The organism is Streptomyces sp. NPDC001270, assembly GCF_042896695.1.
Taxonomy (GTDB): domain Bacteria; phylum Actinomycetota; class Actinomycetes; order Streptomycetales; family Streptomycetaceae; genus Streptomyces.
In genome coordinates this window covers 33,867-56,117 of the sequence record NZ_JBIAXM010000032.1, presented here as the reverse complement: position 1 = coordinate 56,117, position 22,251 = coordinate 33,867, and the positions used below count along the sequence as shown (strand labels likewise).

The following is a 22,251-nucleotide window of genomic DNA, read 5'->3' as shown; positions in this document are numbered from 1 at the left end:
TTATAGCTCTGTTACTCAGGGGCTGTGCACCGGCATGGCACGTTCGCGCCGGCGAACGATCCTTGCGCCCCCACTTGTGTGAGAACGAGATCGCGGCTGGTCGGTTCTGCTGACGGCCGGCATCGATCGATCTCGTTGGAGGCCACCGGTTGACTCTCGCCGAACCCGCGCGCGCCGAAACTGACCGCCGGGCCGTGTCTGGGGGCAGTTGCGAGGCTGCGACATTCGTCCACGGCGAACGCGGTGTCACAGCTCTGTCCACGGGCGGGGCTTGTCGCCGGTCAGCGGAACCCACACGTCAGAGGTAGGGCCGCGCTCGTCCAGGTCGTCCAGGACGGCCGCGCCCAGCGGTACCTCGCGGGCCAGGTCAGCCACGAGAGGATGGTGGGCGGTCATGGCCTTGAGGTCGCTGATCCGGTTGTCCATCGTCTGCCGTGAGGCGCCGGTCAGTACGAAGAGGACTCGGGGGAATACCGGGTACCAGCGCAGCCAGCCGGGTCCGGTCGCCTGTCGGCGTCGGCCGACGGGCTGCGGCTCGTGCGCCCACAGTCGCGCGTACTCGATGAGCTTTGCCGCCAGGCGTTCGCTGCTCATGGTGGCGCGGTCGACCTCGACGAATGCCCGTAGCTTGCGACGCTGTTTACCCTCGGTGAGGGTGTAGTGCATGACCGCGTCGGCCACGACTTTCTCTCCGTCGCCGATCGCGTGGAACACCTCGGGGGTCCAGTCCAGGTGTCCGTGCTCGTCGCCGCGGCGGCGGGCATCGGCGACGAACGCCAGGTGGGTCCGCAGGACGGTGAGGGTGTGCGGGGTCTTGAGGGAGGCGGCCGTCGCCGTGGTGATCGGGTAGGGCGGGCGGCCTCGCAGGGCGGGCCAGTCCCGGGTGAGACGGGCGCCTTTCGGCGTGAGGTACCAGACTCGGGTGCGATGGGACTGCGGCAGTACGACGAAGCCGACCAGGGCCTCGCCGAGCAGTTCATTCAGCTGCTGCGAGACCGACTGGCGGGAGCGGCCGGGCCGCAGCAGGACGTGCAGTTGGCTGGTGGAGGCCATGCGGTGCTGGGCGAGTGTGGCCAGGAGCTGGTGTTTGAGGGGCTCGGTGGGGCTGGGCGTGAAGCCCGCCGTCCTACGGTCTGTGGGCTGGGCGGTGGTCATCCGAACTCCTGCTCCTTTTCCTGCGACAGGTGGACAGTGGCGGCGGGGGAGTGCGCGGCGAGGAAAACAGCGACGCGGCCGAGCTGCCCGGCGGCGCGGTCGGTGAGCTGAGCCAGAGGGAGTGCTTGTGCGTTCGCCTGGGCGGTCCGCTCCAGCGCGGGAACGTCCTTCGGTCGGGCCTGGGCGGCGAAGACGTCGTCGAGGTGGGGCCCGCGCAGCTGGACGGGCCCGACACGGCGCCCGCGCACGTTCATGGAAACGTAGTGCTCGAACCGGTCCATGGTGGTGACCCGGTCGGGGCTGGGGTCGTCGCCCCACTCGGCGGTGATCGCCGCGATCGCGGACTTCGACCCGGCGGTGGTGGCCAGCGTGGACGCGTTCTGCACCAGGGACAGCCGCACCGGTGTGGGCAGCCGGGACAGCAGTTGAGTCATGCCGTGGACGTGGCATTTGTACTTGCGGAGATCCTCGAACATTGCGGCGATGGTCTCCGGGGCCGCCCCGGTCAAGGTGATCAGCTCGTCGAAGTACGGGCGGAACGGCACCCGCTTGTGCTCAGGCGTGTCGCGTCGCGAGCGCGCCGCCCTCAGCAGATCGCGGGCCAGCAGTGCGGTTAAGAGGCGGTCGGTGGGTCCGTTGCCGCCCGGACACACCCATACGATCATCTGGGAGTCCATCGCGGCGCGGATGTTGTAGATGCCGGCCGGCTGGCCGAGGAAGGCGCGGGTGATGGGGTTGGCGGCCAGCCGAGCGATTGGGTTGAGGACGACGGCGAACGCGTCGGGCGGCAGGGTCGGGAACACCGACTGCCACCAGGCGCGGGTCTCCTCATCGAGCCGGCCCGCAACCGCGGCGAGCGCTGTCTTGCGGAATGCGGCGTCGGTGAGCAGGGCCCGTACGTGGAAGATCGTGGCCTGGTCTTCGGGGCGGCCGGCCTGGCAGGCCGCCCCGTTGACGGCGACCAGGACGGTGAGCGTGGCGGTGAGGATGGTCAGCGCGCGCGGGGCGGTCACATCGTCCCAGGCCAGTGCGGAGGCGTAGGCGTCTGCGATCGCCTCGACGACTTCGTGCGCGGCCTGCCCCTGGTGCATGCCGAGCGGATTCCACGAACTGATCCGTGGGTTGGGGCCGAGCCCGTTGAGGTCGATCAGTGCGATCCTCTGCATCAGGGTGTCGTGCGCCAGGAACGTGGTGGCGCGCGGCCACGAATCGCGGTGCGGGTCGACGAAGACCAGGCCCCCGCCCGCGTGTGCCCAGCCGATCGCCTGTGCCAGGGCCCTTTCGGTCTTGCCGCCGCCGGCCTTGCCGACCCCGACCTCGAACAGGGTCTCTTCGGCGTAGGTGGCGACCAGCCGCTTCCGGCCGCCGGGGCCGCGGTAGATGCCCTGCAGCAGCAGGTCGGGTGCGCCGAATTCGAAGGTCGGCAGTTCGCTGGCGAGGACCGGCAGACGGCAGTGCACGGTGGGCGGCTTGAGCAGGCCGGTCAGCTCTTCCAGCCGTACCCAGTTCGCGCGGGGCGGCTGGCAGTGCCCCAGGCTCCAGCGGCGTTCGAAGCCGTGCCGGGTAGGCCAGTGGTCGGCGCCGATCCGCCAGGGCCCGAGGCTCCACCCTCTTATGGCCCACCTTGAGCGCCCGCCGAAGACGTCGAACGCGGCCTGGAGCTGGGCGAGCCGTGCCTGAGGGCGGCCTTCGGTGTTCGAAGCGCATGTCACCAGCAACTGGACCCGGACCAGGTGGTCGTCCTCGGCGAGCTTGCCCAGCGCCTCGGCCGGCTCCACCCGACGGGGCACCGGCGGCATCACCAGCCGCCGCCCGGCGCCCGATGAGGGTCTGTCGCTGAGGAGCTGCTGCAACTGCCAGCCCAGGGAGTCCTCGATGCCGCTGGCGTCCTGCCGCAGCCAGCGTGCGGCTCGCTGGGCCTCGCGGCGTTCGGACCGGCGCGCGGTACTCATCAGCTGCAGGCGGCGTGCCCTCAGTGCCCACTTCGGGGCGCGTTGGATGTCGAGTCGGATCTCGGCGAGGTCGCCGAGCTCGGCGCGCAGGTCGGACACGGCGTCGATGATCGGCTGGAGCGGATCGGGCGTGAGGGGCACTTCCCGCAGCGGGGCAGTGGGCTTGCCGCGCAGGATGAACTCGGCTCGCACGGTGTGCGTCCGAGGTTCGTCGACGATCGGCCGGGCGCGGTTGACGGTGACGTCCGGTCCGAACGGCGTGATGGACAGCAGCCGTTCACCACCCGCCGGACCCTCGATGCGGTAGCGCAGCGGGGTACTGCCGTCCGCGCGCAGCCTGATCTGCACGGCCTTCGCCCGGCGGGGCGCCCACCAGGGCATGGCGGTGGAAGCGCGAGCGAGCTGGACGCCGCGGCGGAAGATCTCCTCCAGGCTCGGGGCGAAATGCCGATTGGACACAAGCTCCAGGGCCATCCGCTCGGCCGAGGCGCGCGCCGCGAGTCGGCGCACCACGATCTCGCCGGCCCCCCAGGCCGATGCGATGAACAGGGCCAGCAGATACCAGTGGTCGTAGAGCCATCCGGCGGCCTCGACCAGGCCGGAGACCAGGACGAGTGCCTGACCAGCAGCCGAGTCATCGGACCGGTCCGTCAGGTACGGGACTGCGGAGTCCACGTGGACGCTCCCTTCATCGAATTCGTTCGGGCGAAGTGCCAGTCGGTGACGCGGAGGTCCGTGAAGGTGCCGCCGCGGTCCATGCCGGCCCACACCAGATGGACCAGAGCCTTGTCCGGGCTGCCGTCCCGGCGAGCGATCGCAGCCTGGATCCGGAAGCGTGTGGTGGCGAATGCGACTACCACCGCTTGGTCCGAGGCGGGGAAGACCGTGGGCCACTTCGCGCGGCCGATGCCGGTGGCGTCCGCGCGCAGCAGCGAGCGTCCGGCGGTGAGCAGCTCCCGCTCATCGAAGGCGGGAAGGTCGGCGGGCCAGGCCCCCTCCAGCGACCGCTGGATGGCCCGGTCGCCGGCCACACCCTCGCCATGCGGCGGCAGAGTGGACTCGAGGACCGGCGACGGTGTCGATGTGGCGGATGCTGTGGAGGACGTCATGGGCATGCTCGGCTGGCTGACGGAGGGAACGGCGGCCGCCGCCGATGGATCCGCGGCCGCGTGGACGGTTGAAGACGTCGCCGCGGCCGGCGGAGACGTTTTCTGGCTGTGCGGCATGCCCACAAGCGCGACGCCGGCGACGGCGAGGACGACGGTGCTCAGCAACAGCAGACGCGGTGAGCGCGGGGTAGTGGTCACAGCAGCCGCACTCCCCCCGCATAGCCCGACACTGCGTTCACCGAGTCCAGCCGTACGACGGTGCCCGGCCGGGCGGCGTTGATCATCTGACCGCTGCCGGTGTAGATGCCGACGTGGTAGATCGTGGAATCCCGCCCGGGGGCGTAGGCGTAGAAGACGAGATCACCCGGCCTGAGGACGCCAGTGCCGAGGCTCGCGGGGATCCTGTGGCCGGCACCGGCTTGCGCGGCCGCCGTCCGCGGCAGGCTGATGCCCGCCCTGGCATACGCGTACACGGTCAGCCCCGAGCAGTCGAAGCCCTTGATACTGGCGCCGCTCTTGCCGCTGGGCGAGCAGCAAGAACCATACGAGGTGCCGTTCGCGTTGCCGCCGCCCCACGAGTAGGGGACACCGCGCTGGGAGAGCGCGGCCTCGATGACGGTGCGGACCTTTCCTGTGACATTCTTCAGATCGGGGTTTCTGGCGGCCTGCGTGTACTGGTCGATCCAGCCCAGCACGCTCGCGACGTACTCGTTCGAGTGGTTGTACTGGAGGATCGCGGCCTTCAACTGTGACCGCTTCGTCAGGTCACGGCCATGGCCGCACAGGTAGACCGCGGCGCCGAGCGCGGCGTCATCGGCGTTGTGCGGGTCGGCCGTCTTGTCCCGATTTGCGTCCTTGCCGGTCGACTTCCAGGTGGAGGGCAGGAACTGGAACGGTCCGACTGCGCGCTCCCCGTTCGCGGTGCCGTCCCACTTGCCTTCGTCCGTGTCCGGGGCGGCGGTGGTGTTCCCGCCCTGGCCGGAACCGTCGAGGAGCACCCCGTAGATTTTCGGGCGGATGTCGCCGTTGTCGGCGATGTTCCTGCCGATGGCGTGGTTGGACTCGACCTTGGCGATCCCGGCGAGGACCGGCCAGCGGACGCCCTGGCACTTCGGCACGTACGTTCTGACCTGCTGGACTGCCTTCTTGTAGGCGGTCAGCATCCGGGCCGGAATGTCGGCGGGGCTGCCGCCGCCGGCGATTCCGCCGTCATCCTGTGCACTCGCCTTCAGCGCGACGTACGCGCTGACAGTGTTCGCTGCCGGCGCGGCACAGCACACGGCGGCGAACATCAGCAGCGCCACCATGCCTACCCACCGACGGACGCGGCGCCTGGGCGGTTTCACTCGTCCTCACCGCCCTCGTCCCGCCGCTGGGCCCGTTCCCGGCGCCGGCGTTCGGCCTCGGGCGCGGTCCGCCGCATCAGCTCCTGCATCCGCACCCGCGCCTCCTCGCGCGCCCTTGCGCGAGGGCTTCCGCCCCCGGGAAGAACGGCCCCGCCGCGAGGGGACCGAGGCGTTGGCGCAGGGCGGTCCCAGTGCGGGAGTGGGCCAGGAGGCGGAGTTGCCGTGGGTCCGCCAGACGAGGCGGTCGGTTGTGCGGAGGCTGGGGCCGGACGGGCCGGAGGACGACCGGAGGGCGCAGGCGCAGCCGGGCGGGCGGTAGCCGCTTTAGCGGCTGCGGTCGGCAGGCGGCGGCTGGTGAACGGGCCGGGGCCGCCGCTGTCGTCGGTGTGCTCGCGCAGGACACGGGCCACATGGCGCCCCGTGTCTGCCCAGGCCCGGCTGTCCTCGCGGACGGTGTTGCCCCACACCCGCACCTGCTGGCGTGCGTCCTGGGAGTAACGCGAGCCCCCCGACCGCGCGCGGCGCACGCTGGCCGGCAGACCGACCGTTGTCCCGTACGCGGCCCGGCCGCCCCGGCGCAGGATGCGGTACCCGCGCAAGCGGACCAGCCGGTTGTGGGCCCGGGTCGACAGCAGAGTGCGGTCGGTGTTCTGGTCGTGCAGCACCTGACCGGTGTTGCGGTCGACGACCTGTCCCTGCTCGTCGCGATACCGGTCGGGCGGGCCTGAGGGCCGACGCGGCCCTGCGCCGTCCGGACCGGCGTCCCCGCCGCCCCACAGGCCGCCCTCGCCCGGATCTCCTTCCGCGGTGGGCTTGCGCCACTTGGCCAGTTGTTCCCGGTCCGGACGGCGGCCGATCAGCAGCCAGTGTGTGCCCTTGGCGCCGAGCCGTGCGCCCAGTCCGCCCAGGGCCGCGGCTGCGGTCAGCGGGGCCAGACCGCGCCCGGCCTCAGCCGTGGCATCGGCGAGGATCCCGCCGGTATCCACCGGCATGCCCGCACCGTCGAACAGGGAGGTGAGCGCGCCCATCAGCCGCTGCCGGGTGCCGAGCATCCCGAACCTGCCGCCACCCCCGCCGGTGAACGCGCGCAGCCCAAGGCTGTATCCGCCCATCCCGGCCGGGGAGTTCATGGCGAGGGCGGCGCCGAGTTCGGAGGTGTCGCCGGGCATGTGGGTGCCGCCGACCTTGGCGTAGCGCATCCGCATCGCCATGCGCCGGCCGAAGGAGGCGATCCCGGTCAGCAGTCTGCGGTGTCCGGCCGCGCCGGCGATGGCCAGGACGTCGATGAGCAGGATCCGCTCGACCATCAGGTCGGGGCCGTTGGTGATGGTGGCGTCGACGGCGATCCCGAAGAACGGAATGAACGCGCAGATCCCGACCACGGCCAGGACCGCGATGCCCCACACGGAGAGCCACTTCCACACCGACTGGCGGGCGGGACCGGGCAGCATGCCCGCGACGAAGGTGACGCCGCCGACGGCCGCCGCGGCCGCACACACACCCTGGGTGCCGAGCAGCACGATCGCGCTGGACAGCAGCATGCCGCAGATGAACAGCGCGGCCATCAGCAGCAGGAAGGCGCCGCCGACCCGCCACCACGTGGGCTTCTCGGCATAGGCCGCGCACGACTTGCCGACCGGGCCTTCCTTCTTCATGTCCGAGAGGAACGCGGCGAACGCCTGGTCCTCGTCGGTGACGATCGCGTTGGAGGTGTCGAGGAGCTCGCCTGCGGGCGTGAGGGAAGGGAGATCGTCGGTGCTGGGCGGCTTGTCGTCGACGTCGCGTTCGCAGTACTTCTTGCCCGGCCCGTGGATCAGTCTGCAGGCATCCTTCGCCTTGTCCGACGGGGTCGAGCTGGGCATGTACCCGCCGGTGACCCACTTCAGATGGACGGCGTAGGCCGTGCGGTCGGAATCCTTGGCCGGGTCCAGGATGCGCCCGTACTGAAGGAGCATGTACGGCTTCACAATCAAGGCGTTCGTGATCGAATCCTGGATGGGCCGGGCCACCTCGGTCGAGGAGACCGGTCCTTCGCCCTGCTGCTCCTCGCACTTGATCTCGGCGTTACCGGCCATGCCCGCGCACGGGTCGTAGCTGGCGATCTTGCCGCCCCAGTCGTAGGAGTTGACGCTCTGCTGCGCGACTTCGGCAGCCACCTGCTGGGACTGTCCCAGCGGTCCCTCCGGGCCGAGCAGAGTGTCGGGGCGGATGAGAGCCGAGGCGGCGATCGCCCCGATGAGCAGGGTGAGGAAGATTTCGCCCAGACCGCGGCCGACCCGGCCACGCACGATCATGAACCCCGCGAACATAAACGCCCAGGCCAGCAAGAGCCCCTTCAGCCCGAGTGTGTCGACGACCACGGTGTCGTAGGTGTCGGCGACCTTCTGCGCGGGCTTGGTGAGGAGCTTGAGCAGCGGAAACCGGAAGGCCACCTCGATCGCCCACCCCGCCAGCCCGACCAGCAGCCGGATCAGGGTGAACAGCCCGGACAGGGCGAAGGCCAGGGCCTGCGTCTTGAAGGCAACGATGGAGCCGCCTGAAGCGTTCAGGTCGTACCCGTCGATCGGCACACCCTCGGACGAGTAGATGTTCAGCGGGGCGAGCAGGTCTCCGGTCTCGCTGTTGCTTCCGGCCGCATACACGACCTGGGTGTTCACCAGGAGGAACACGCCGGTGAGCAGCACGACGAAGCCGGCGGAACGCAGGGTCGCGTGGTCTGGACGGAACACGTCAGCGCCGCCTTTGCCCAGTGGCGCCTCGCAGCCGCCACACCACGAGAGCACCCACACCTGCACCGGCAGGCACCAGCCTCCACACCCCGCCAGCCACGTCCTGATGACCGGCGGAAGCACTAGCTGCGGCGCCGCGCTCGCAGTACGCCTTGGCCGGGCCCACGATCAGGGCGCAGGGATCCCGGTGCGCAGCGTCGGCGGTGAATGCCTGCCTGGTGTGCGGCCACCACCCCTGCGGCACGCCCACCCTGAGGACGAGCACGACCGCGGCGACGACGACGGCGATCACGGTAAGGACACTCACGAAGGCGGCGACGCGCCTCGAGCGGTCCCAGGACAAAGTGGTCATCAGACGGTATCCTTCGGACGGGTCTGTGCGGCCTCACCGGCGAGCGGCTCCGGCACCGTGGGGGAGACAGCGCTCGTGCGGCGTCCCGGTGTGGTGGTGATGGACGCCGTGATGCGCTCGATGCGGGGGATGGAGACCTTGATGCGGCCGGTGTTCTGCCGCGGGCAGGTCAGCAGGAACTCGCCCTCCCGGCCCTTCTGACCGACGGGGGACAGGCCAGTGGTCACCAGCCGCAACAGCTCGCCGTCATTCGGGTCGAGCCCGACGAACTCCAGGCCGCGACGGGCGCGTTCACGGTCGGCGGTGCGCGCGAGCGCCCGGTAGGCCATCAGGCCGCGGTCGGGGCCAAGTTCCTCGGCGTCGTGCGAGCCCGCCAACAGGCCAGCGCCGTGCTTGCGGCCGTCGTGGAGGATCTCGTGGACCAGGGCGGTGCCTTCGGCGGACGAGGTCAGCCAGTACAGCTCGTCCAGGACCACCGCCGTGAACCGCTCGGGGTCCTCGAACGCGGTCTGCCGGGCGATCGCGGCGATCAGGTAGAGCACCGCCCGGCCGATCAGCGCCTCCAGCGGCTGCTGGTGCAGGATCTCGGGGTTGGCGAACGCGGCCTTCGGGGGCAGCTTCAGACCGGTGGTGGTGATCACGATCATGTCGGAGGCGTTGGAGGCGTCCAGCCGCACCGGAGGCAGCGTCGGGTCGAAGACCATCCGGGCCAGCGAACTGGTGGCGACGACCCGGATGAGGCCGGCGAGGGTCGCGGCCGCGTCCTGCCGCTTGCCCGCCTCGCGCGTCGCCATCTCCTCGAGGACCTCAAGGACACGGTGCATGGACGGCTCGGGACCGGCGGCGGCCTGTTCGACGGCGTGGTGCAGGACCTCGCCGCTGGTGCTCATCGGGCCGATGCCGAGCTGCAGGGTCAGGTAAGACAGGGCGTAGTGACGGCCCTCGGGCCCGTCGAACATGCGAAGCGGATCGATGGACACCTCGGCCTGCGCGGCATCGATGATCTGGACCCGGCCCTTGGCCGCAGCGCGGGCGAAGGTAGCCCACTCGCGTACAGGGGTGCGGTCGATACAGATCGCGCAGCCGCCGCGCGCCCACACCGCCTCCGCGATCAGCTTCTGCAGGACGCTCTTGCCCGCGCCGAGGTCCCCGACGATGCCCATGGAGGCGGAGGCGTCGACCTTGGGCGCATCCGACACGTTGATCATGACGGGGCGGGTGGTGCCGCAGTCCAGGTCGATACCGAGGAACATGCCGTTGGGGTCGCCGACCTCCGCAGCGGTGAAGGCGCCGGAAAGCGCCCAGTCTTCAGAGACCTGGTGCTGGGTGAACTCCCGCACGACACCCGTCCGTACGGTGCCGGGCAGCCCGAGGGTGAACAGGGCCTCCTGCAGACCGGCCGGGCGCACCGCCCGGTAGTCGGCGCCACCGAGCAGCGCGGCCAGGGCGCGGGCCCGAGCGTCGCAGACGGCGGCGGTCGGCCCCCACACCGTCAGCGCAGTCACCGACTGCACCTCGACTTCCACACTGGTGCGCGAGAGACGGGCATCCAGCTCGCCCAGGTCACGGGCGGCCTCCGTCAGCGACGCGGGCATCCCGGTGGGGCGGGCGTCGTACTGGTCGGCCTGGTCGATGAGTTCGTTCTTCTTACGCCGCACCTGGTCCCGCGCCTTTTCCGCTGGCACGAGCGTCAGGTCGACGGTGTAGTCGACGGGAAAGTCGAGCAGCTCCAGCTGGGCGAACAGATCGGCGGCATCCTGGCTGACCGCGGGCGGGCACTCGGCCAGCGCCAACTGCGCCTGGTAGCCCACTCCGTTGTCGGACTCGACCTGCAGCCAGCGCCGCCCGAGCGGCGAGCCGGTGTTCACTCGCCACCAGGCATTGCGGCCTGATCGGGTGATCCGCCCCGCGCTCTTGAGTTCGTCGACGTCGTCGAGGTCGGGGTCGATGCCGCCTTCCTGGAGGCGGACCTGGCCGAGGTCGGCGTAGCTGGGGGAGCGCAGCACCCCGTCGCGGAGCTGCCCGCCGTACATCTCGCTGGTCTCGGCCTCCGCCAGTAGCGGCTCGGCAAGTCCGCGGTGCAGGGCGTGCTGGAGCATCCACACGATCTCCGCCGGGCGGGCCGGGCGGAAAGCGATGCCGCCGGCGAGCGCCGCCTCCACCCGTGAGGCCTGTTCGCGATACGCGCTTACCTCGCGCCGGGCCACCGGCGCCGGCCGCATGCCCAGCATCGGCGCGACCTCGGCCCACGCCGCACCGAGGGACGCCGACACCTGCAGGCTGCCTGTATCGGTCTGCAGGGGCACGGCCAGCCACAGGGTGCGGCGGTGCATCTCCTGGTCGTCGAGCAGGTCGAGGGCGGCCTCGACGTTCTCCACCCACGGGTGCCGGCCTGCACCGGGTGCCTGCTCGGCCGGCTCGATGCCCTCGATCATCCTCAGGGCGATCTCGCCCGGGTCGACCTGGGCGCACATGCCGTACAGGCGCGGGGCCCCGGACAGCGAGCGCACCAAGTGGGTGATCTTTGCGAGTTGTTCGTCGCGGGCGGCGGCGGGCACGTAGGTGCCCTGGACGGTCTCCTCGCGCTGGCCGTGCGCGTCCGGGCCCGGGTGCAGGCGGTAGATCGCCCACACGCTGCCCTGCGTCGACCACACCAGGTGCCCGGCGATGTGACGGATGGGAACCCTCACCGCGCACCCCCGCCCTGTTGGGCGAGCGCGAGCAGCTGCTGCACACCCGACACCGGCCCTGCCGCTGCTGTGGGAGCAACCGCCGATGTACGGCGGGGTGCGGTCGAGCGGTCTGTGGCCGGGCTCGGGTACTGCGCCCGGGCTGGACGCCGCTGAACCGCACGGGTGGGTACGGCCTGCGCAGCGGGGACGGGCGCGGGCGTGTCCTCGATGGTGAAGCCGCCGAGCAGCGGGTGGGCAGCGCGGTCGCGGGCGGCGCGCCCGCCGATCCGCCCTCCTCGGGGCTGCCAGCCGAGCAGCGCCCACCCCAACGCGGCCTGCATCGGGGCACGGCCCCGGACCTTCGGCCGGCGCACCATCCAGATGACCAGGCCCCACCCGACGATGGGGACCGGCCCCATCCACGACCACCAGCTGATCGTCTTGACCAGAAGGAAGCCGCCGCCGACGGCGACCGCGATCTGCGCGGGCGTGTACGGGCCGAGGGGGATCTTCCAGTCGGCGACCTTGCCCAGCACCCACGGGTGGCGGCGGGCGGAGGTGTAGAAGCGGCCCACCCGTGCCGCGGCGGCCGCGCTCACAGCCAGCCCCCGATACCCGGCGAGTGGTCACGCGAGGCCGGGAGTTCGGACCGGACCACCCCAGGAACGATGGGCGCCCCCTTGGACGGGTTCTTCACCTCGTCGGTGAACATGTTCGCCAGGTCATTGCGCGAGTTGTACAAACCGAGCGCGATCACCATGAGAAGAAGGGCGCCGATCCCCGCCTTCAGCGAGAACTTCTGGATCATGATGACGACGACCAGGCAGATCAGTCCGGCTTGAAGACCCTTCGTCGCCCACTCCTTGAACATGTTGATCCACGAGTTGCCAAGATCGTCCAGCTGACCGGCGAGCATCAGGCTGCGCACGGGGTTCATCGCCCGCCCCTGTCCTGAGCCGTGCCGGACTGAAGCGCGGCGACTTCCCACCGGCCCGAGCGGGCCTTGAGCGTGAGCTCGTACGCCAGCGGCCACCGGCCGGTCGCGTCACGGGCTTCCACCGAGGCGAGCACGCGCACCGTCGTGCCGTCCGCCGGCACCTGCTCGGCGGCCGCGGCCTCCTCGGCGGCGGACACCTCCTGGACGGTGACCGCCGTGTACGGGGCGGGGGAGACGGCGGTGAGCTGCACGCCGGGCGCGAGGTAGCGGTCGATCTCCCCGGCCCCCGTCAGGTAGGCGGCGAGGAACTGCCCGACGGCGGACGACAGATCACCGTCCGGGACGGTCACGGCGTACGGCGACTTCGCCACCTGGGCCCGGGCCGGGCCAGCCACCACGCCGGGCGCACCGGTCACCGTGAACGAGGAGCCCGTGCTGTCGGAGGCCACCGGCACGGCGTAGTACCGCACTGATCCGCCTGCGTATTGCGCAGCCACTGTCACCGACCACGCGCCGCCTGCGCGCTGCGCACTGCGCACCGCCGTCACGGACTGGGGCGCCGATTGCGCATCGGCGGCCGGGGCGGGCAGTTCGACGTCCGGCGCCATCGACTGCGCAAGTCGCGCCTGCGCACTCGTCTCGTCGTTCGCGTCGCTGCGCAGCCACGCGCCGATGAACACCTGCGCATAGCCGCCCGGGTCGGTGGCGGATGTCGCGGTGCGCACGGCGGTGGGCTTCGTCGCGGTGGCCGCCGCGACCGTGGTCGGGGTAGAGGCGACGGCGACGCACAGGGCGATGGGGCCGGCCGCGATGACGGTCCAGACCGCTACGCGTGAGAGGCGTACGCGGCGGCGCATTGCCTCCAGCCGGGCGCCGGCCGCCATCGGAGCAGCGGCCTCGCTCTGTGCGGCCTGCTTGCCAGGGGGCATGGTCAAACTCCCAGGTCAGAACGGATGTTGCTGACCTCGAGAAAACCCGGCGACCCCGACCCGACCGCCGACCATGAACCCCCGACCATGGTCACGATGGGGACACGAAGTCCATGGTCGGCCCGACCATGACCCCGACCACGGGTCAGCCGCGAGCCGGTGACAGGCCATCGCGTCCGGTGCTGTTCCCCGGCCCGGCGACCGCTGTGCGATCACGTGCCGCCCGGCCACAGGGCCCGGACACCGATGCGCAGACGGAATCCAGCAGGACCGTGCCAGAGGCATGCGCAGTGCGCGATACAGACCTGCGCAAGAGAAGATCAGGAAGCTCGGCCGGACTGCGCAGCGGCCCCAGCACAACTCGACTGCGCATGATCCCCGGGCCAGTTGCGCAGCCCGATTGCGCAACGCCGTCCGGGGCTGCGCAGTCGGCTGCGCAATCACTGAGCACCCGGGCTGAAGGCGCCGTGGTCGGCCCGACCATGAGCCCGACCATGGCTGCTAGACGGCTCCGTTGTCGGATCGTGACCGATGGTCGGGGCTCGTGGCCGTCAGCCTGGTCGGGGTCGGCGGGTGAGCTGGCGCCATGGAACACACGCACGCCTCCACGCCCAGGACTCCCCGCCGCCCCACCGCGGCCGGGCCGGTGTGCCGCCGCGGCCACTGCGCGCGGCACGCGTCGGGGACACGGCGGTGAGCCGCTTCGGGCCGGGGATCCGCCGGGGCGTCATGGCGGCCGATCAGTTCACCCAGATCGCCAACGCGCTGTTCCGTGACTCCGGGCTGTCCTTCAAAGCCAAGGGGATCTTCGGGTACGTCTCTACGCACAGGAACGGCTGGCAGGTGACGGTCACCGATCTCGTCCGCCTCGGCCCGGACGGACGCGAAGCGGTTCGCACCGGCCTGCAGGAGCTCGAGGCGCACGGCTACCTGATCCGTGAGCGTCTGCGCCGCCCGGACGGCACTCTCGGCGAGATCGTCTACTGCATCACCGACCGCCCGGCCACCGTGGGCAGCGCGCTGCTCGAAGCCGGCTTGATGGTCACGGCCTCCGACGCCGAGCACGCCGCTGGCCTTCCGGCGGGCATCCGGCGGCGCGTCATGGCGGCCGATCAGTTCACCCAGATCGCCAACGAACTCTTCCGCGACACTCAGTTGTCCTTCAAGGCCAAGGGTCTGTTCGGACTGCTTTCCACGCACCGGGACGGCTGGCGGATGACCGTCTCCGACATCGCCCGCCGTGGCCGCGACGGTGACTCAGCCATCAAGAGCGGGCTGAAGGAGCTGGAGAAGCACGGCTTCCTGGTCCGGGAACGCGAGCGCGGCCCAGACGGCACCCTCGGCGCGGCCGCGTACTTCCTCACCGACTTGCCTGCTCTGCAAAGCAGCAGGTCACAACCAGAGTCGGGTTTTCCACCAGTGGATAAACCTACGTTGGCTGATCGGTCCACTAAGAACACCAACAGAAAGAAGACCACTCAGCAGAACACCAGACCCCTCCGTCCGTGCCGCGGCGACGCGTCGCGAACACAGGGATGGACCAACCAGCCGGCCACACCGACGTCCCCGCCGACCGCGCCCGCGGCGGACGAGATGCACCCGGGGATCCTGCTGCTGCTCGAACTCGGGGCGGCTCGCCCCGAGCTGTTGCTGACCGGGCAGGCGCTGACCGACCAAGGCCGCGTCGTGACCGTGATGCTGGAATCCGGCTGGAGCTGCGAGCAGCTGCGGCATGTCATCGCCGCCCGGCCCCTGCCCCATCCGGTACGGACTACGGTCGGCGCGATCATCGCGGCCCGCCTGCGTGCCGCCCAGGCCTACCCGCCGCCTGCCCTCGCGGCTGACCACCAAGACGCACCGGTGTGGGACGACCCGCCGCCGCAGCCGATGACCGGCTCCGCCGCTGCGCGCAGGGTGAGCGAGGCCCTGACCTACCGGGCTCTGACCGAATGCGCCAGCTGCGGCCATCCCGGAACTGCCCCCGGCGAGGACCTCTGCCCGGCCTGCCTCGGCTGGCCGCTCTGCCGCACCTGCCCCGGCCCCACACCGCGGCGCGCCCACCCCGCAGGCGACGGCCGCTGCACCACGTGCGCCTCCGCCCTGACAGACCACCACCTGGAAGGAAGCACCTCGTGACGGACACACTCCACACACCGACGCCACCGACCGCGGCTGCGCATCACGAGCGCCCCTTCACCCGTGATCCGGGGCGGTGGGAGAAGGAACGCTCCCGAGCCCTGCGGACCGGTCACGTCCGCGACCACACCTGCTCGGCAGCCTGCGAGCCCGTACTCGTCCACGAGCGCACCCCGTGGGGCTGGCTCGCCTGGGCCGTGCCCGGCGACGGCAGCCCGCCCGAGATCCCCCACCGGATCGCGGTGCTCACTCCCGCCGCCACGAGCACGCAGCGCCTTGCCCTGCGCTGGCTGACCAGGCGCCCCGCCCAGCGCATCGCCCCGGACAGGATCCCCGGGTTCCTACGGTTCTCCACCGCGGCCGTCGCACTCGTCAGTCTGGTCGCCGGCCTGTTCGCCGTGAGCCACGCAGTCCCCGTCGACGTCGCCCTGCCGGCGATGCTCCTCGCCCCGCTGCTCGCCGAACACCTGCCCGACCGGCTGGACAGCCGGGCCCGCAAACACGTCCACATCGTCGAAGGCGACGATGCCTGCCGCTACCTGCAGCGCCTCGCCGCCCTGCACACCTCGCTCGTCCAGGCCGCCGCCGGCAGCGACCGCTACGAACTGCGCCGCTCGGCCGAGATCGGCCACAACCTGCTGTGGGACGCCGCCAGTCTGTTCCAGGCCCGGGACACGCGCGCGGTTTCAGACGGCCTCATCGCCCGCGAGCGGCTGATGCCGCAACTCGCCCACCAGGTCGCCCAGCTCATCCATCGCACCGCCGACGAGGACCAGACCCGTGACCTTGGGCGGCTCCCCGGCCTGCACTCACCGAGCGTCCCGCCGTCGACACCTCGCCCCATGACCGCTCCACCTCTGAAGGGAACCGTGCTCATGCCCCAGCCCGAATCCGGCCCGGCCGACCGCACCCCGGATGCCTATTTCCTCTTCGCGCACGAGCCGTACTACCCCGGCCCCGGGACCCAGGAGATCAACACCACCGTGGTGGCCGCCGGCTCGCTGCTCCACCCGCAGGTGCGTCAGCCCGACGGTGCCCGCATCCACGATCTCCTCACCCAGGGAAGGCAGCCAGGCGAGATCGTCCCGCTGGCCACGCTTACCCACGAACTGAACGGCGGCGCTGACTGGCCGACTGTCGGCGACTGGGAGAGCGTCACCACCGACCTGCTGCAGCTCGTCCGCTCCGGGGACTGCGATGCCCTCAGCCTCGGCCTGCCCGAGATCGCGCGCGCCCTCGTCTGCACGGGCCCCCACAGCCACGTCCGCGCCTATGACGCCGCGGCCGACGACTTCGTTGTCTACGGGTCTTCGGAGCGCGCCGCGGTCCTGGACGAAGCCGGCATGTTCCTCACCGGCATTGTGACCGAGCAGCCCTTCTGGCCGGGGGACAGCCTCCTGCCCCCGCTGGTGAGCCGGCGCGCCTGAGGGAGATGAGCCTGGTCGCAGTGAGGGGAGCGGACATGTTCGAATACGAATCGCGTGCCATCTGGGCAGAACTGCGGCGCATGCTGCATCGGCTCGTCCACCGCCGTGAGGGCGGCCCGCCTGCCCCGTGAACGCCGACGCCCCAGGCCATCTGCCTGGGGCGTCGGGCTGAGCACCGGCTATTCCTCGCGCAGCAGGCTCAGCGGGAGGGGGTGGCCCTCGCCGCCGCGGCGGCGACGGAGGATGCTGACGTCGCCGAGTAGTTGTCGCAGTTCCTCCTCCCACTCCTGGGCGTACGCGTACCGCTCGGGCAGGACCTCCAGTAAGTGCTTCCACTGGCGCTGGCCACGTGCCTCCACAGTTGTTGTGGCTGAACCCGAGCTCGTACAGGCGGGGCGGTGCGACGCCCAGGGCCCGGGCCCCGTCCAAGAGTTGCTCCTTGGTCCGGGCCGGCTCCCACTTCCCGCACAGCGGGAAACGCGTGACCCAGGGCTTCCAGTTCCGGGCGATCGCCGGGATCCGGGCCCGATCGCGCCGATTGTTCTCGATCCCCACGTACACCAGCGTGTCGGCAGGGTCGGCGTGCTGCTCCATCCACTCCCGGCAGGGCACCTGCTTGAGCAGGCGCGTGCAGGGAGCCAGCCGGTCGTTGCCGAGGAACCGGACGTCGCGGAAAGCCTCCCACGGGGTGCGACCATCGGCGACCTTCGTCAGCGGCACACCGAGAAGCCTGCTGGTGTCGTCGGCGAACCTCCACAGATCCTCGTCCTCGATGCCCGTGTCGGCGATCAGGAGAGTGAGGTTGCGGGTGCCGTACTTCCGGGCGACCCATACCGCGACGGCGAAGGACCCGATGCCGCCACTGAATTGGACGACGTGACGCCGGACAGTGAAGGCTCGGCGGCCGAGGCCCGTCTGCTTAGACATGACGGAGCTCCCTGGTGAGGCGAGTCGGTGGAATCCGTCGGCCAGGGCCAGGCTGGGGAGCAGCCGCTCGCCTAGCCAGCGCGCGGCGTTGACGCTGACCGCGTTGCCGATCTGCAGGATCGCCTCGGTCTGGTTGCCCTGGATGATGAACTCTTCGTGGAAGCGCTGGACCAGCTTGAGCTCCTCCACCTCCAGCATCCGCAGCGTGCAGTCGTCCACCGTCCGGGCCGGGATGACCAGCGAGTGGTGCGGCTTGCACGCCACCGTGGTCAGCGGCTCGGCGGTGGTGCGCGGGGCGCCCTTGCGACCGATCGGGACGATCAGTGCGTGGTGGCGGCCCTGCGCGGCGAGCGCGGGCACCGGGCCGCTGATCGGCAGGGCGGTGCCGTGGTTTCGGAGCATTACGATGTACGGGTCAGTGCCGAACCGCTCCAGGCCCACCGCGATCCGGGCCCGGGTCGCGGCCGCGTAGGGCTTGAACTTCTTGAAGTTGGGCCGGCCGTCGCCCACGCGCTGGCCGGGCAGGCCCCAGTTGATGATGTCGCCGACCGGGCGGGTCAGCGGCGTCAGCTCCAGGTGGCCGCACGCCCGGTTGGGGCAGCGGAAGGTGTAGTCGACGCCCCACTTGCCGATGCGGCGTGCCTTCGGGTTCTTCCACACCTGGTTGGCCAGCACCGGCCCGCACTCCGGGCAGATGGCCTCCGGCCGTACCCGCACGTCCGGCAGGGGCAGGCCCTTGTGGGTGAAGACGATGTAGATGCGGTCGCGCAGCTGGGGCGGCAGCAGGTTGTCCCCACCACCCAGGTGGGCCGACGACGCGTTGACGATCTGCACGTTGTAGCCGAGCAGTTCCATGCCGCGCAGCCACCAGTCGAACAGTTCCCAGTCGGTGGCGAACTCGGTGACGTTTTCGATCAGGACGGCATCGGGCCGGTGGAGGTCGGTGACGGCGAGGACGTCCAGCGCGGAGGCCCGGGTCTGCACGAAGGTGGCTTCCTTGGCGCCTTCATCCTTGCCGGTGAGGCTGAGGCGGATCTGGCCACGGGTGCGCTTCTTCCCGCCGGCGGGACTGGCCTCGGTGCAAAGGATGGAGGCCCAGACCACGCGGGTGCGCGGCAGGTTGCGCTTGTCGTACCTGTGGATGTCCTCGCACTCGTGCTCGGCGTGCGGGTGGTTGGTGCGGTGCGTCCATACGGACACAGGGTCGTGGTTGATCGCCAGTTCAAGCACGTAGCCGGCCTCTTCCAAGCCGCAGCTGCTGCCTCCACAGCCGCAGAAGAGGTCGATGAACGGGATGGGCCCCAGAGAGGCTTTGAGGCGGGCCAGTTCGAGGGACGAAAGCACCGGAGCGAACCGCAGCACGAGTGACTCCTTCGCGAGTGGAGTTGGTGAGGCCGTCAGCCGGGCGTTGCCGCGCCCGACTGCCGCTTGAAACTTAAAATCAATTATACGCTCTTTCCGGTCTTGGCAACCCTACTCACAGCTGTGGCCCCCGGTAGGCCGGGAGCCACAGCTGCACTCCAAGTGCGGTAGTCGGTGGTCTGCGGTACGTGTTTCGCGCGCGGCGATCACACGGTGGGCGGCAGGTCTGACACGTCGTCCACACCGAGGAGCAGGACGTGGTGGCCGACGGTCTCGGTGGCGCCGTCGGTGACCCGCTCGATGTCCAGGCGCAGCCGGACGCGGCCGGCGCCCTCGCCATTGGCTGCAAGAGCATGTTCCAGTTCGTCGTCGAGGCGGTCCGCCGCGGTCTCGGCCGCGGCGTAGTCGGCCAGGTCGCGGGCGAGGAGCTGTCGGGTGGTGGTGTCGCGGAGCTGGTAGCTGGTCATCGGGGCTCGTCCTTCGGTGTGGGGCGATCAGTGGTCGAGTCGGCGATCCCGCGTGCCGCGTTCACGGCGCGCGACCAGACGTCGGGGCTGCCTCCGTGCTCGCGGGCGAGGGAGGCGGCGAGTCCCCGGACGTCGCCGCGCTCGCGCAGGGCGGCCAGGGCGACGGCCGTCCGCCGGTCGGCTTCCGAGCGGGCCGGCGTGAGCGCGGGGCGGTGCTCGAGGGCGGTGCGCACGACGTACTCCCAGGACCTCTGCGGCCCGCCGTGCTGCACACTGAGCTCCGCGGCCAGCCCCGGGTGGTAGCCGTTGCGGTCGATCGCCTCGGCGGCGTACTGCTCGGCCAGCTGCGTGGCGGTGAGCGGCTCACCGCCGGCGTGGGCGCTCAGCTCGGCCGCGAGAGCCTCCTCGAGGGCGGAGGGCCGGCCGACGGCCGCGTCGGCCTGGGGCCCGGGACGGCGGCCGGCCTTGCCGAGCTTGTCCCCGGTGCGCTTGCGGTCGAAGTCCTGCAGGTCGCCGACACGGAAGGCGGGGATCATGCGGCCGGTCGGGCCCTCGACCGGCTCGGCGAGGGGCTTCGGGAAGTAGTCGGGGTTGTCCTTGAGGTACTTGCGGATGGACGAGGCTCCATTGAAGCCCAGCCACTTGGCAGCCGTGTTGATGGAGACGACATCCTCCGGGTCGGCCTGGTACAGCTCGGGGTCGGCCTTGAGGACCTTGTTCGCCTTCTCCTGCTGGAACCAGGTGTAGAAGTCGCGGAACTGCTGCTCGTCGTAGAAGTCGCTCCTGTCGATGCGCTCCTTCTCCGGGTGGCGGTGCTCCTCCGGCTGCTCGAGCCGGATCTTGTACCAGCGGGCCGCGGTACCGACGCTGGCGCCGGTGAACTCGCGGATCCAGTCGCGGTTGACCACGGCACGGTCGCCGACGACGCGACGCTGCGGGTTCGGGGCCTTGGACATTGCACTCTCCGGTTCGGATCGCGGCCCTATACTGAGAGCCTGCTCCTCTTTGTTCCTCCGGCGCTCACGCGCCGGCGGGCGAGTCGAGTTGGTGAAGGTGGTCGGCGGGACGTTCGGTCGGGGTTGCCGCCCTGGGCCGACACCCTCGTAAGAGGGTGCCTTCCGCCGCCCACCGCTTTTGCCGCTAGTTTCGTGTAATCAATATGACGCTCTTGATGGTGGCTGTCAATCTCGCCGGCACCCAGAGCACGTCACGGCCGGCCGCGGCGATGCGCGGCCCACTCCCGTTCGAAATGCGGCACCTTCTTGTCCCGGACCTGGAACGGGGCGGTAACCATCAGCTCCTCCACGGTCGGAAGAGCCGGCCCGCGCCGTTGGACCCACGCCCGCACCCGCCCGTAGCGCTCGTCGACTTCGACTGGGACGCTGTGCCGCTCCGAGACGCTCTGCAGCCTCCGGCCGAGAGCGGATGCGCGGCCCACGTCGATCCGCTCCACCGAGCGCATCGCCCGCCCGCGGCGGGTCGGGTCCGCCTTCGCGACGGGCAGGATCGGCCGCACGTGGTACAGCGCCCACGGACAGGCGAGCTCCTCCTCGAACGCGGCGAGCACGGGCCGGTCGGCGGCCCGGCCAGGGTCGAACTGCTCCAGCAGACTGCGTCGGCCGAATAGCCTCGCCTTCGGGTTGAGGCTGACCGAGGTGTACTCCAGGCGCAGCACCCGTCCGGCGATCTCCAGGTGGGCCCGCATCCGGTCCAGGTGTGCATCCATGGCCCCCATCGAGACCGGGAAACAGCAGAAGCTGCAGTAACTCTTCTCCCAGCGCACCCCGAACCGCTCGTGCAGGAACGCTTCGCACCGCGCGCGCCCCCACCGCCAGTCGATCAGCGGGTAGACGCCTCGTCGCCACGGGTTCTTGTTCGCCGCCTCGTCGCGGAGTTTACGGCCGCGCTCGTCGGCGTTGAACCCCATCACCTGTCGAAACGGCCGCGCGCCGATGTTCTGATCGATCCAGGTGTCTCCCACCTCGCCCTTGGCGTACAGGCTGCACAGTCGAAGCCCGCCTTGCTGTGGCACTGTGCCGCCTGTCTCGTACTCGTCCCACAATGCCCAGGGCCCGCGCTCGATGATCCGCTCGGGCTGGCGGGAGTCGTCCATGACCACGATCTCCAGGGCGCGGCTGGCCCGGGCAACCTGCACGAGCCGCACCTGACGCTGACGCAGGAGCGGGAGCACGAACTGCTCGGCGTGGGCGCGGGTGGCCGGCCACTCGTCCCCGGTGAGTTGGTGAAGCACGACGGTGCGTGCCAGGTCGACGCCATGGCCGACCGGATCGTCCAGCAAGCGCACCAGGTAGGCGGTCGAATCCACGCCCAGCCCCCAGTTGATGACCAACTCGATGTCCCCGCCCGGGCGGTGCGCGGCGCTCATACGGCCACACCCCCCTCATGGGCCTTCGGGCACGGGTAGGAGGTGGCGGTGAGCCGGCGGCTGGTGCGAGGCCCGATGTAGGCGGCGTACCTGTGGTTGCCCCCGTGAGGTACGACCCGCGCGCCGAGAGCCTGCAGGGACTCCTCCAGCCACGCCCAGCCGGGCTCGCCCTCGTCACGGGGGCGAGCGCCGAGGGCGACCAGGCGCCGCTCGACTCTGCCGCGGCCGCGCTCACCGTTGCGGACCTTGGACATCGCGCGGTCGGAAGCGCGCGGGTTCCCGAATTCCCGGAGCCGGAGTACGCCGAACTCGGACGCCATTTCCCTGTCTTCGGCGGTGGTCGTGCGAGTTCAGCCTTCACGGCT

The 22,251-nt window shown here is 70.7% G+C and carries 17 protein-coding genes and 1 pseudogene; 2 read left to right on the top strand and 16 right to left on the bottom strand.

Annotated elements, in window-relative coordinates; translation table 11 throughout:
* Positions 1 to 246: 246 nt before the first annotated feature.
* The 10 genes from ACFY2B_RS36795 to ACFY2B_RS36750 all read right to left on the bottom strand — a co-directional run bounded on the left by ACFY2B_RS36795 (position 247) and on the right by ACFY2B_RS36750 (position 13,181).
* Positions 247 to 1,155 carry a replication-relaxation family protein gene (locus ACFY2B_RS36795; protein ID WP_390767392.1) on the bottom strand — a complete coding sequence of 303 codons (909 nt, stop codon included), beginning with the start codon at positions 1,153 to 1,155 and terminating at the stop codon, positions 247 to 249.
* Positions 1,152 to 3,782, bottom strand: coding sequence for an ATP/GTP-binding protein (locus tag ACFY2B_RS36790; RefSeq protein WP_390767391.1), 2,631 nt, complete (start codon positions 3,780 to 3,782; stop codon positions 1,152 to 1,154). The genes ACFY2B_RS36795 and ACFY2B_RS36790 overlap by 4 nt, the downstream gene beginning before the upstream one ends.
* Entirely contained in the window at positions 3,758 to 4,138 is a 381-nt protein-coding gene (locus tag ACFY2B_RS36785) for a hypothetical protein (protein WP_390767390.1), read from the bottom strand. Before ACFY2B_RS36785 ends, ACFY2B_RS36790 begins: the two co-directional genes overlap by 25 nt.
* A 272-nt stretch (positions 4,139 to 4,410) precedes the next feature.
* Positions 4,411 to 5,523, bottom strand: coding sequence for a C40 family peptidase (locus ACFY2B_RS36780; RefSeq protein WP_390767389.1), 1,113 nt, complete (start codon positions 5,521 to 5,523; stop codon positions 4,411 to 4,413).
* Positions 5,524 to 5,558: 35 nt separating this feature from the next.
* Positions 5,559 to 8,291 (bottom strand): hypothetical protein, encoded by a 2,733-nt coding sequence (locus ACFY2B_RS36775; protein ID WP_390767388.1) that lies wholly within the window; start codon positions 8,289 to 8,291, stop codon positions 5,559 to 5,561.
* Position 8,292: 1 nt separating this feature from the next.
* A complete protein-coding gene (locus ACFY2B_RS36770) occupies positions 8,293 to 8,643 on the bottom strand; it encodes a hypothetical protein (protein ID WP_390767387.1) in 351 nt (116 codons plus the stop codon).
* Complete coding sequence (locus ACFY2B_RS36765; protein ID WP_390767386.1) at positions 8,643 to 11,333, bottom strand: ATP-binding protein; 2,691 nt, start codon at positions 11,331 to 11,333, stop codon at positions 8,643 to 8,645. The genes ACFY2B_RS36770 and ACFY2B_RS36765 overlap by 1 nt, the downstream gene beginning before the upstream one ends.
* Positions 11,330 to 11,914: a hypothetical protein gene (locus ACFY2B_RS36760; protein ID WP_390767385.1), complete on the bottom strand. Its 585-nt coding sequence runs from the start codon at positions 11,912 to 11,914 to the stop codon at positions 11,330 to 11,332. Before ACFY2B_RS36760 ends, ACFY2B_RS36765 begins: the two co-directional genes overlap by 4 nt.
* Positions 11,911 to 12,252 (bottom strand): hypothetical protein, encoded by a 342-nt coding sequence (locus tag ACFY2B_RS36755; RefSeq protein WP_390767384.1) that lies wholly within the window; start codon positions 12,250 to 12,252, stop codon positions 11,911 to 11,913. Before ACFY2B_RS36755 ends, ACFY2B_RS36760 begins: the two co-directional genes overlap by 4 nt.
* A complete protein-coding gene (locus ACFY2B_RS36750; protein WP_390767383.1) occupies positions 12,249 to 13,181 on the bottom strand; it encodes a conjugal transfer protein in 933 nt (310 codons plus the stop codon). The genes ACFY2B_RS36755 and ACFY2B_RS36750 overlap by 4 nt, the downstream gene beginning before the upstream one ends.
* A 693-nt stretch (positions 13,182 to 13,874) precedes the next feature.
* Between ACFY2B_RS36750 and ACFY2B_RS36745 the strand changes: the two genes are divergently transcribed.
* Together ACFY2B_RS36745 and ACFY2B_RS36740 are read left to right on the top strand one after the other, a co-directional pair.
* Positions 13,875 to 15,317, top strand: coding sequence for a hypothetical protein (locus tag ACFY2B_RS36745; RefSeq protein WP_390767382.1), 1,443 nt, complete (start codon positions 13,875 to 13,877; stop codon positions 15,315 to 15,317).
* On the top strand, positions 15,314 to 16,744 hold the full coding sequence (locus ACFY2B_RS36740) for a hypothetical protein (RefSeq protein WP_390767381.1): 1,431 nt from the start codon (positions 15,314 to 15,316) through the stop codon (positions 16,742 to 16,744). Before ACFY2B_RS36745 ends, ACFY2B_RS36740 begins: the two co-directional genes overlap by 4 nt.
* Positions 16,745 to 16,923: 179 nt before the next feature.
* Here the strand turns inward: ACFY2B_RS36740 and ACFY2B_RS36735 are convergent, their stop codons facing one another.
* The 6 genes and pseudogenes from ACFY2B_RS36735 to ACFY2B_RS36710 form a co-directional block, all read right to left on the bottom strand.
* Positions 16,924 to 17,103 carry a hypothetical protein gene (locus ACFY2B_RS36735; protein WP_390767448.1) on the bottom strand — a complete coding sequence of 60 codons (180 nt, stop codon included), beginning with the start codon at positions 17,101 to 17,103 and terminating at the stop codon, positions 16,924 to 16,926.
* A 688-nt stretch (positions 17,104 to 17,791) separates the two neighbouring features.
* Positions 17,792 to 18,901, bottom strand: a pseudogene (locus tag ACFY2B_RS36730) (DNA cytosine methyltransferase); the annotation flags it as partial.
* 338 nt (positions 18,902 to 19,239) lie between these two features.
* Positions 19,240 to 19,500, bottom strand: a complete 261-nt coding sequence (locus ACFY2B_RS36725; protein ID WP_390767380.1) for a hypothetical protein — start codon at positions 19,498 to 19,500, stop codon at positions 19,240 to 19,242.
* The gene (locus tag ACFY2B_RS36720) at positions 19,497 to 20,456 is read right to left on the bottom strand and encodes a hypothetical protein (RefSeq protein WP_390767379.1); all 960 of its coding nucleotides are present in this window, start codon (positions 20,454 to 20,456) and stop codon (positions 19,497 to 19,499) included. Before ACFY2B_RS36720 ends, ACFY2B_RS36725 begins: the two co-directional genes overlap by 4 nt.
* 251 nt (positions 20,457 to 20,707) lie before the next feature.
* Positions 20,708 to 21,886 (bottom strand): hypothetical protein, encoded by a 1,179-nt coding sequence (locus ACFY2B_RS36715; protein WP_390767378.1) that lies wholly within the window; start codon positions 21,884 to 21,886, stop codon positions 20,708 to 20,710.
* Positions 21,883 to 22,206, bottom strand: coding sequence for a hypothetical protein (locus ACFY2B_RS36710; RefSeq protein WP_390767377.1), 324 nt, complete (start codon positions 22,204 to 22,206; stop codon positions 21,883 to 21,885). Before ACFY2B_RS36710 ends, ACFY2B_RS36715 begins: the two co-directional genes overlap by 4 nt.
* Between the last annotated feature and the right edge of the window lie 45 nt (positions 22,207 to 22,251).

Bases quoted from the DNA above. Each gene is read 5' to 3' on its own strand.
- ACFY2B_RS36720 (WP_390767379.1), bottom strand. From the start codon at position 20,456: ATGTCCAAGGCCCCGAACCCGCAGCGTCGCGTCGTCGGCGACCGTGCC.
- ACFY2B_RS36725 (WP_390767380.1), bottom strand. From the start codon at position 19,500: ATGACCAGCTACCAGCTCCGCGACACCACCACCCGACAGCTCCTCGCC.
- ACFY2B_RS36750 (WP_390767383.1), bottom strand. From the start codon at position 13,181: ATGCCCCCTGGCAAGCAGGCCGCACAGAGCGAGGCCGCTGCTCCGATG.
- ACFY2B_RS36710 (WP_390767377.1), bottom strand. From the start codon at position 22,206: ATGGCGTCCGAGTTCGGCGTACTCCGGCTCCGGGAATTCGGGAACCCG.
- ACFY2B_RS36755 (WP_390767384.1), bottom strand. From the start codon at position 12,252: ATGAACCCCGTGCGCAGCCTGATGCTCGCCGGTCAGCTGGACGATCTT.
- ACFY2B_RS36780 (WP_390767389.1), bottom strand. From the start codon at position 5,523: ATGGTGGCGCTGCTGATGTTCGCCGCCGTGTGCTGTGCCGCGCCGGCA.
- ACFY2B_RS36770 (WP_390767387.1), bottom strand. From the start codon at position 8,643: ATGACCACTTTGTCCTGGGACCGCTCGAGGCGCGTCGCCGCCTTCGTG.
- ACFY2B_RS36715 (WP_390767378.1), bottom strand. From the start codon at position 21,886: ATGAGCGCCGCGCACCGCCCGGGCGGGGACATCGAGTTGGTCATCAAC.
- ACFY2B_RS36795 (WP_390767392.1), bottom strand. From the start codon at position 1,155: ATGACCACCGCCCAGCCCACAGACCGTAGGACGGCGGGCTTCACGCCC.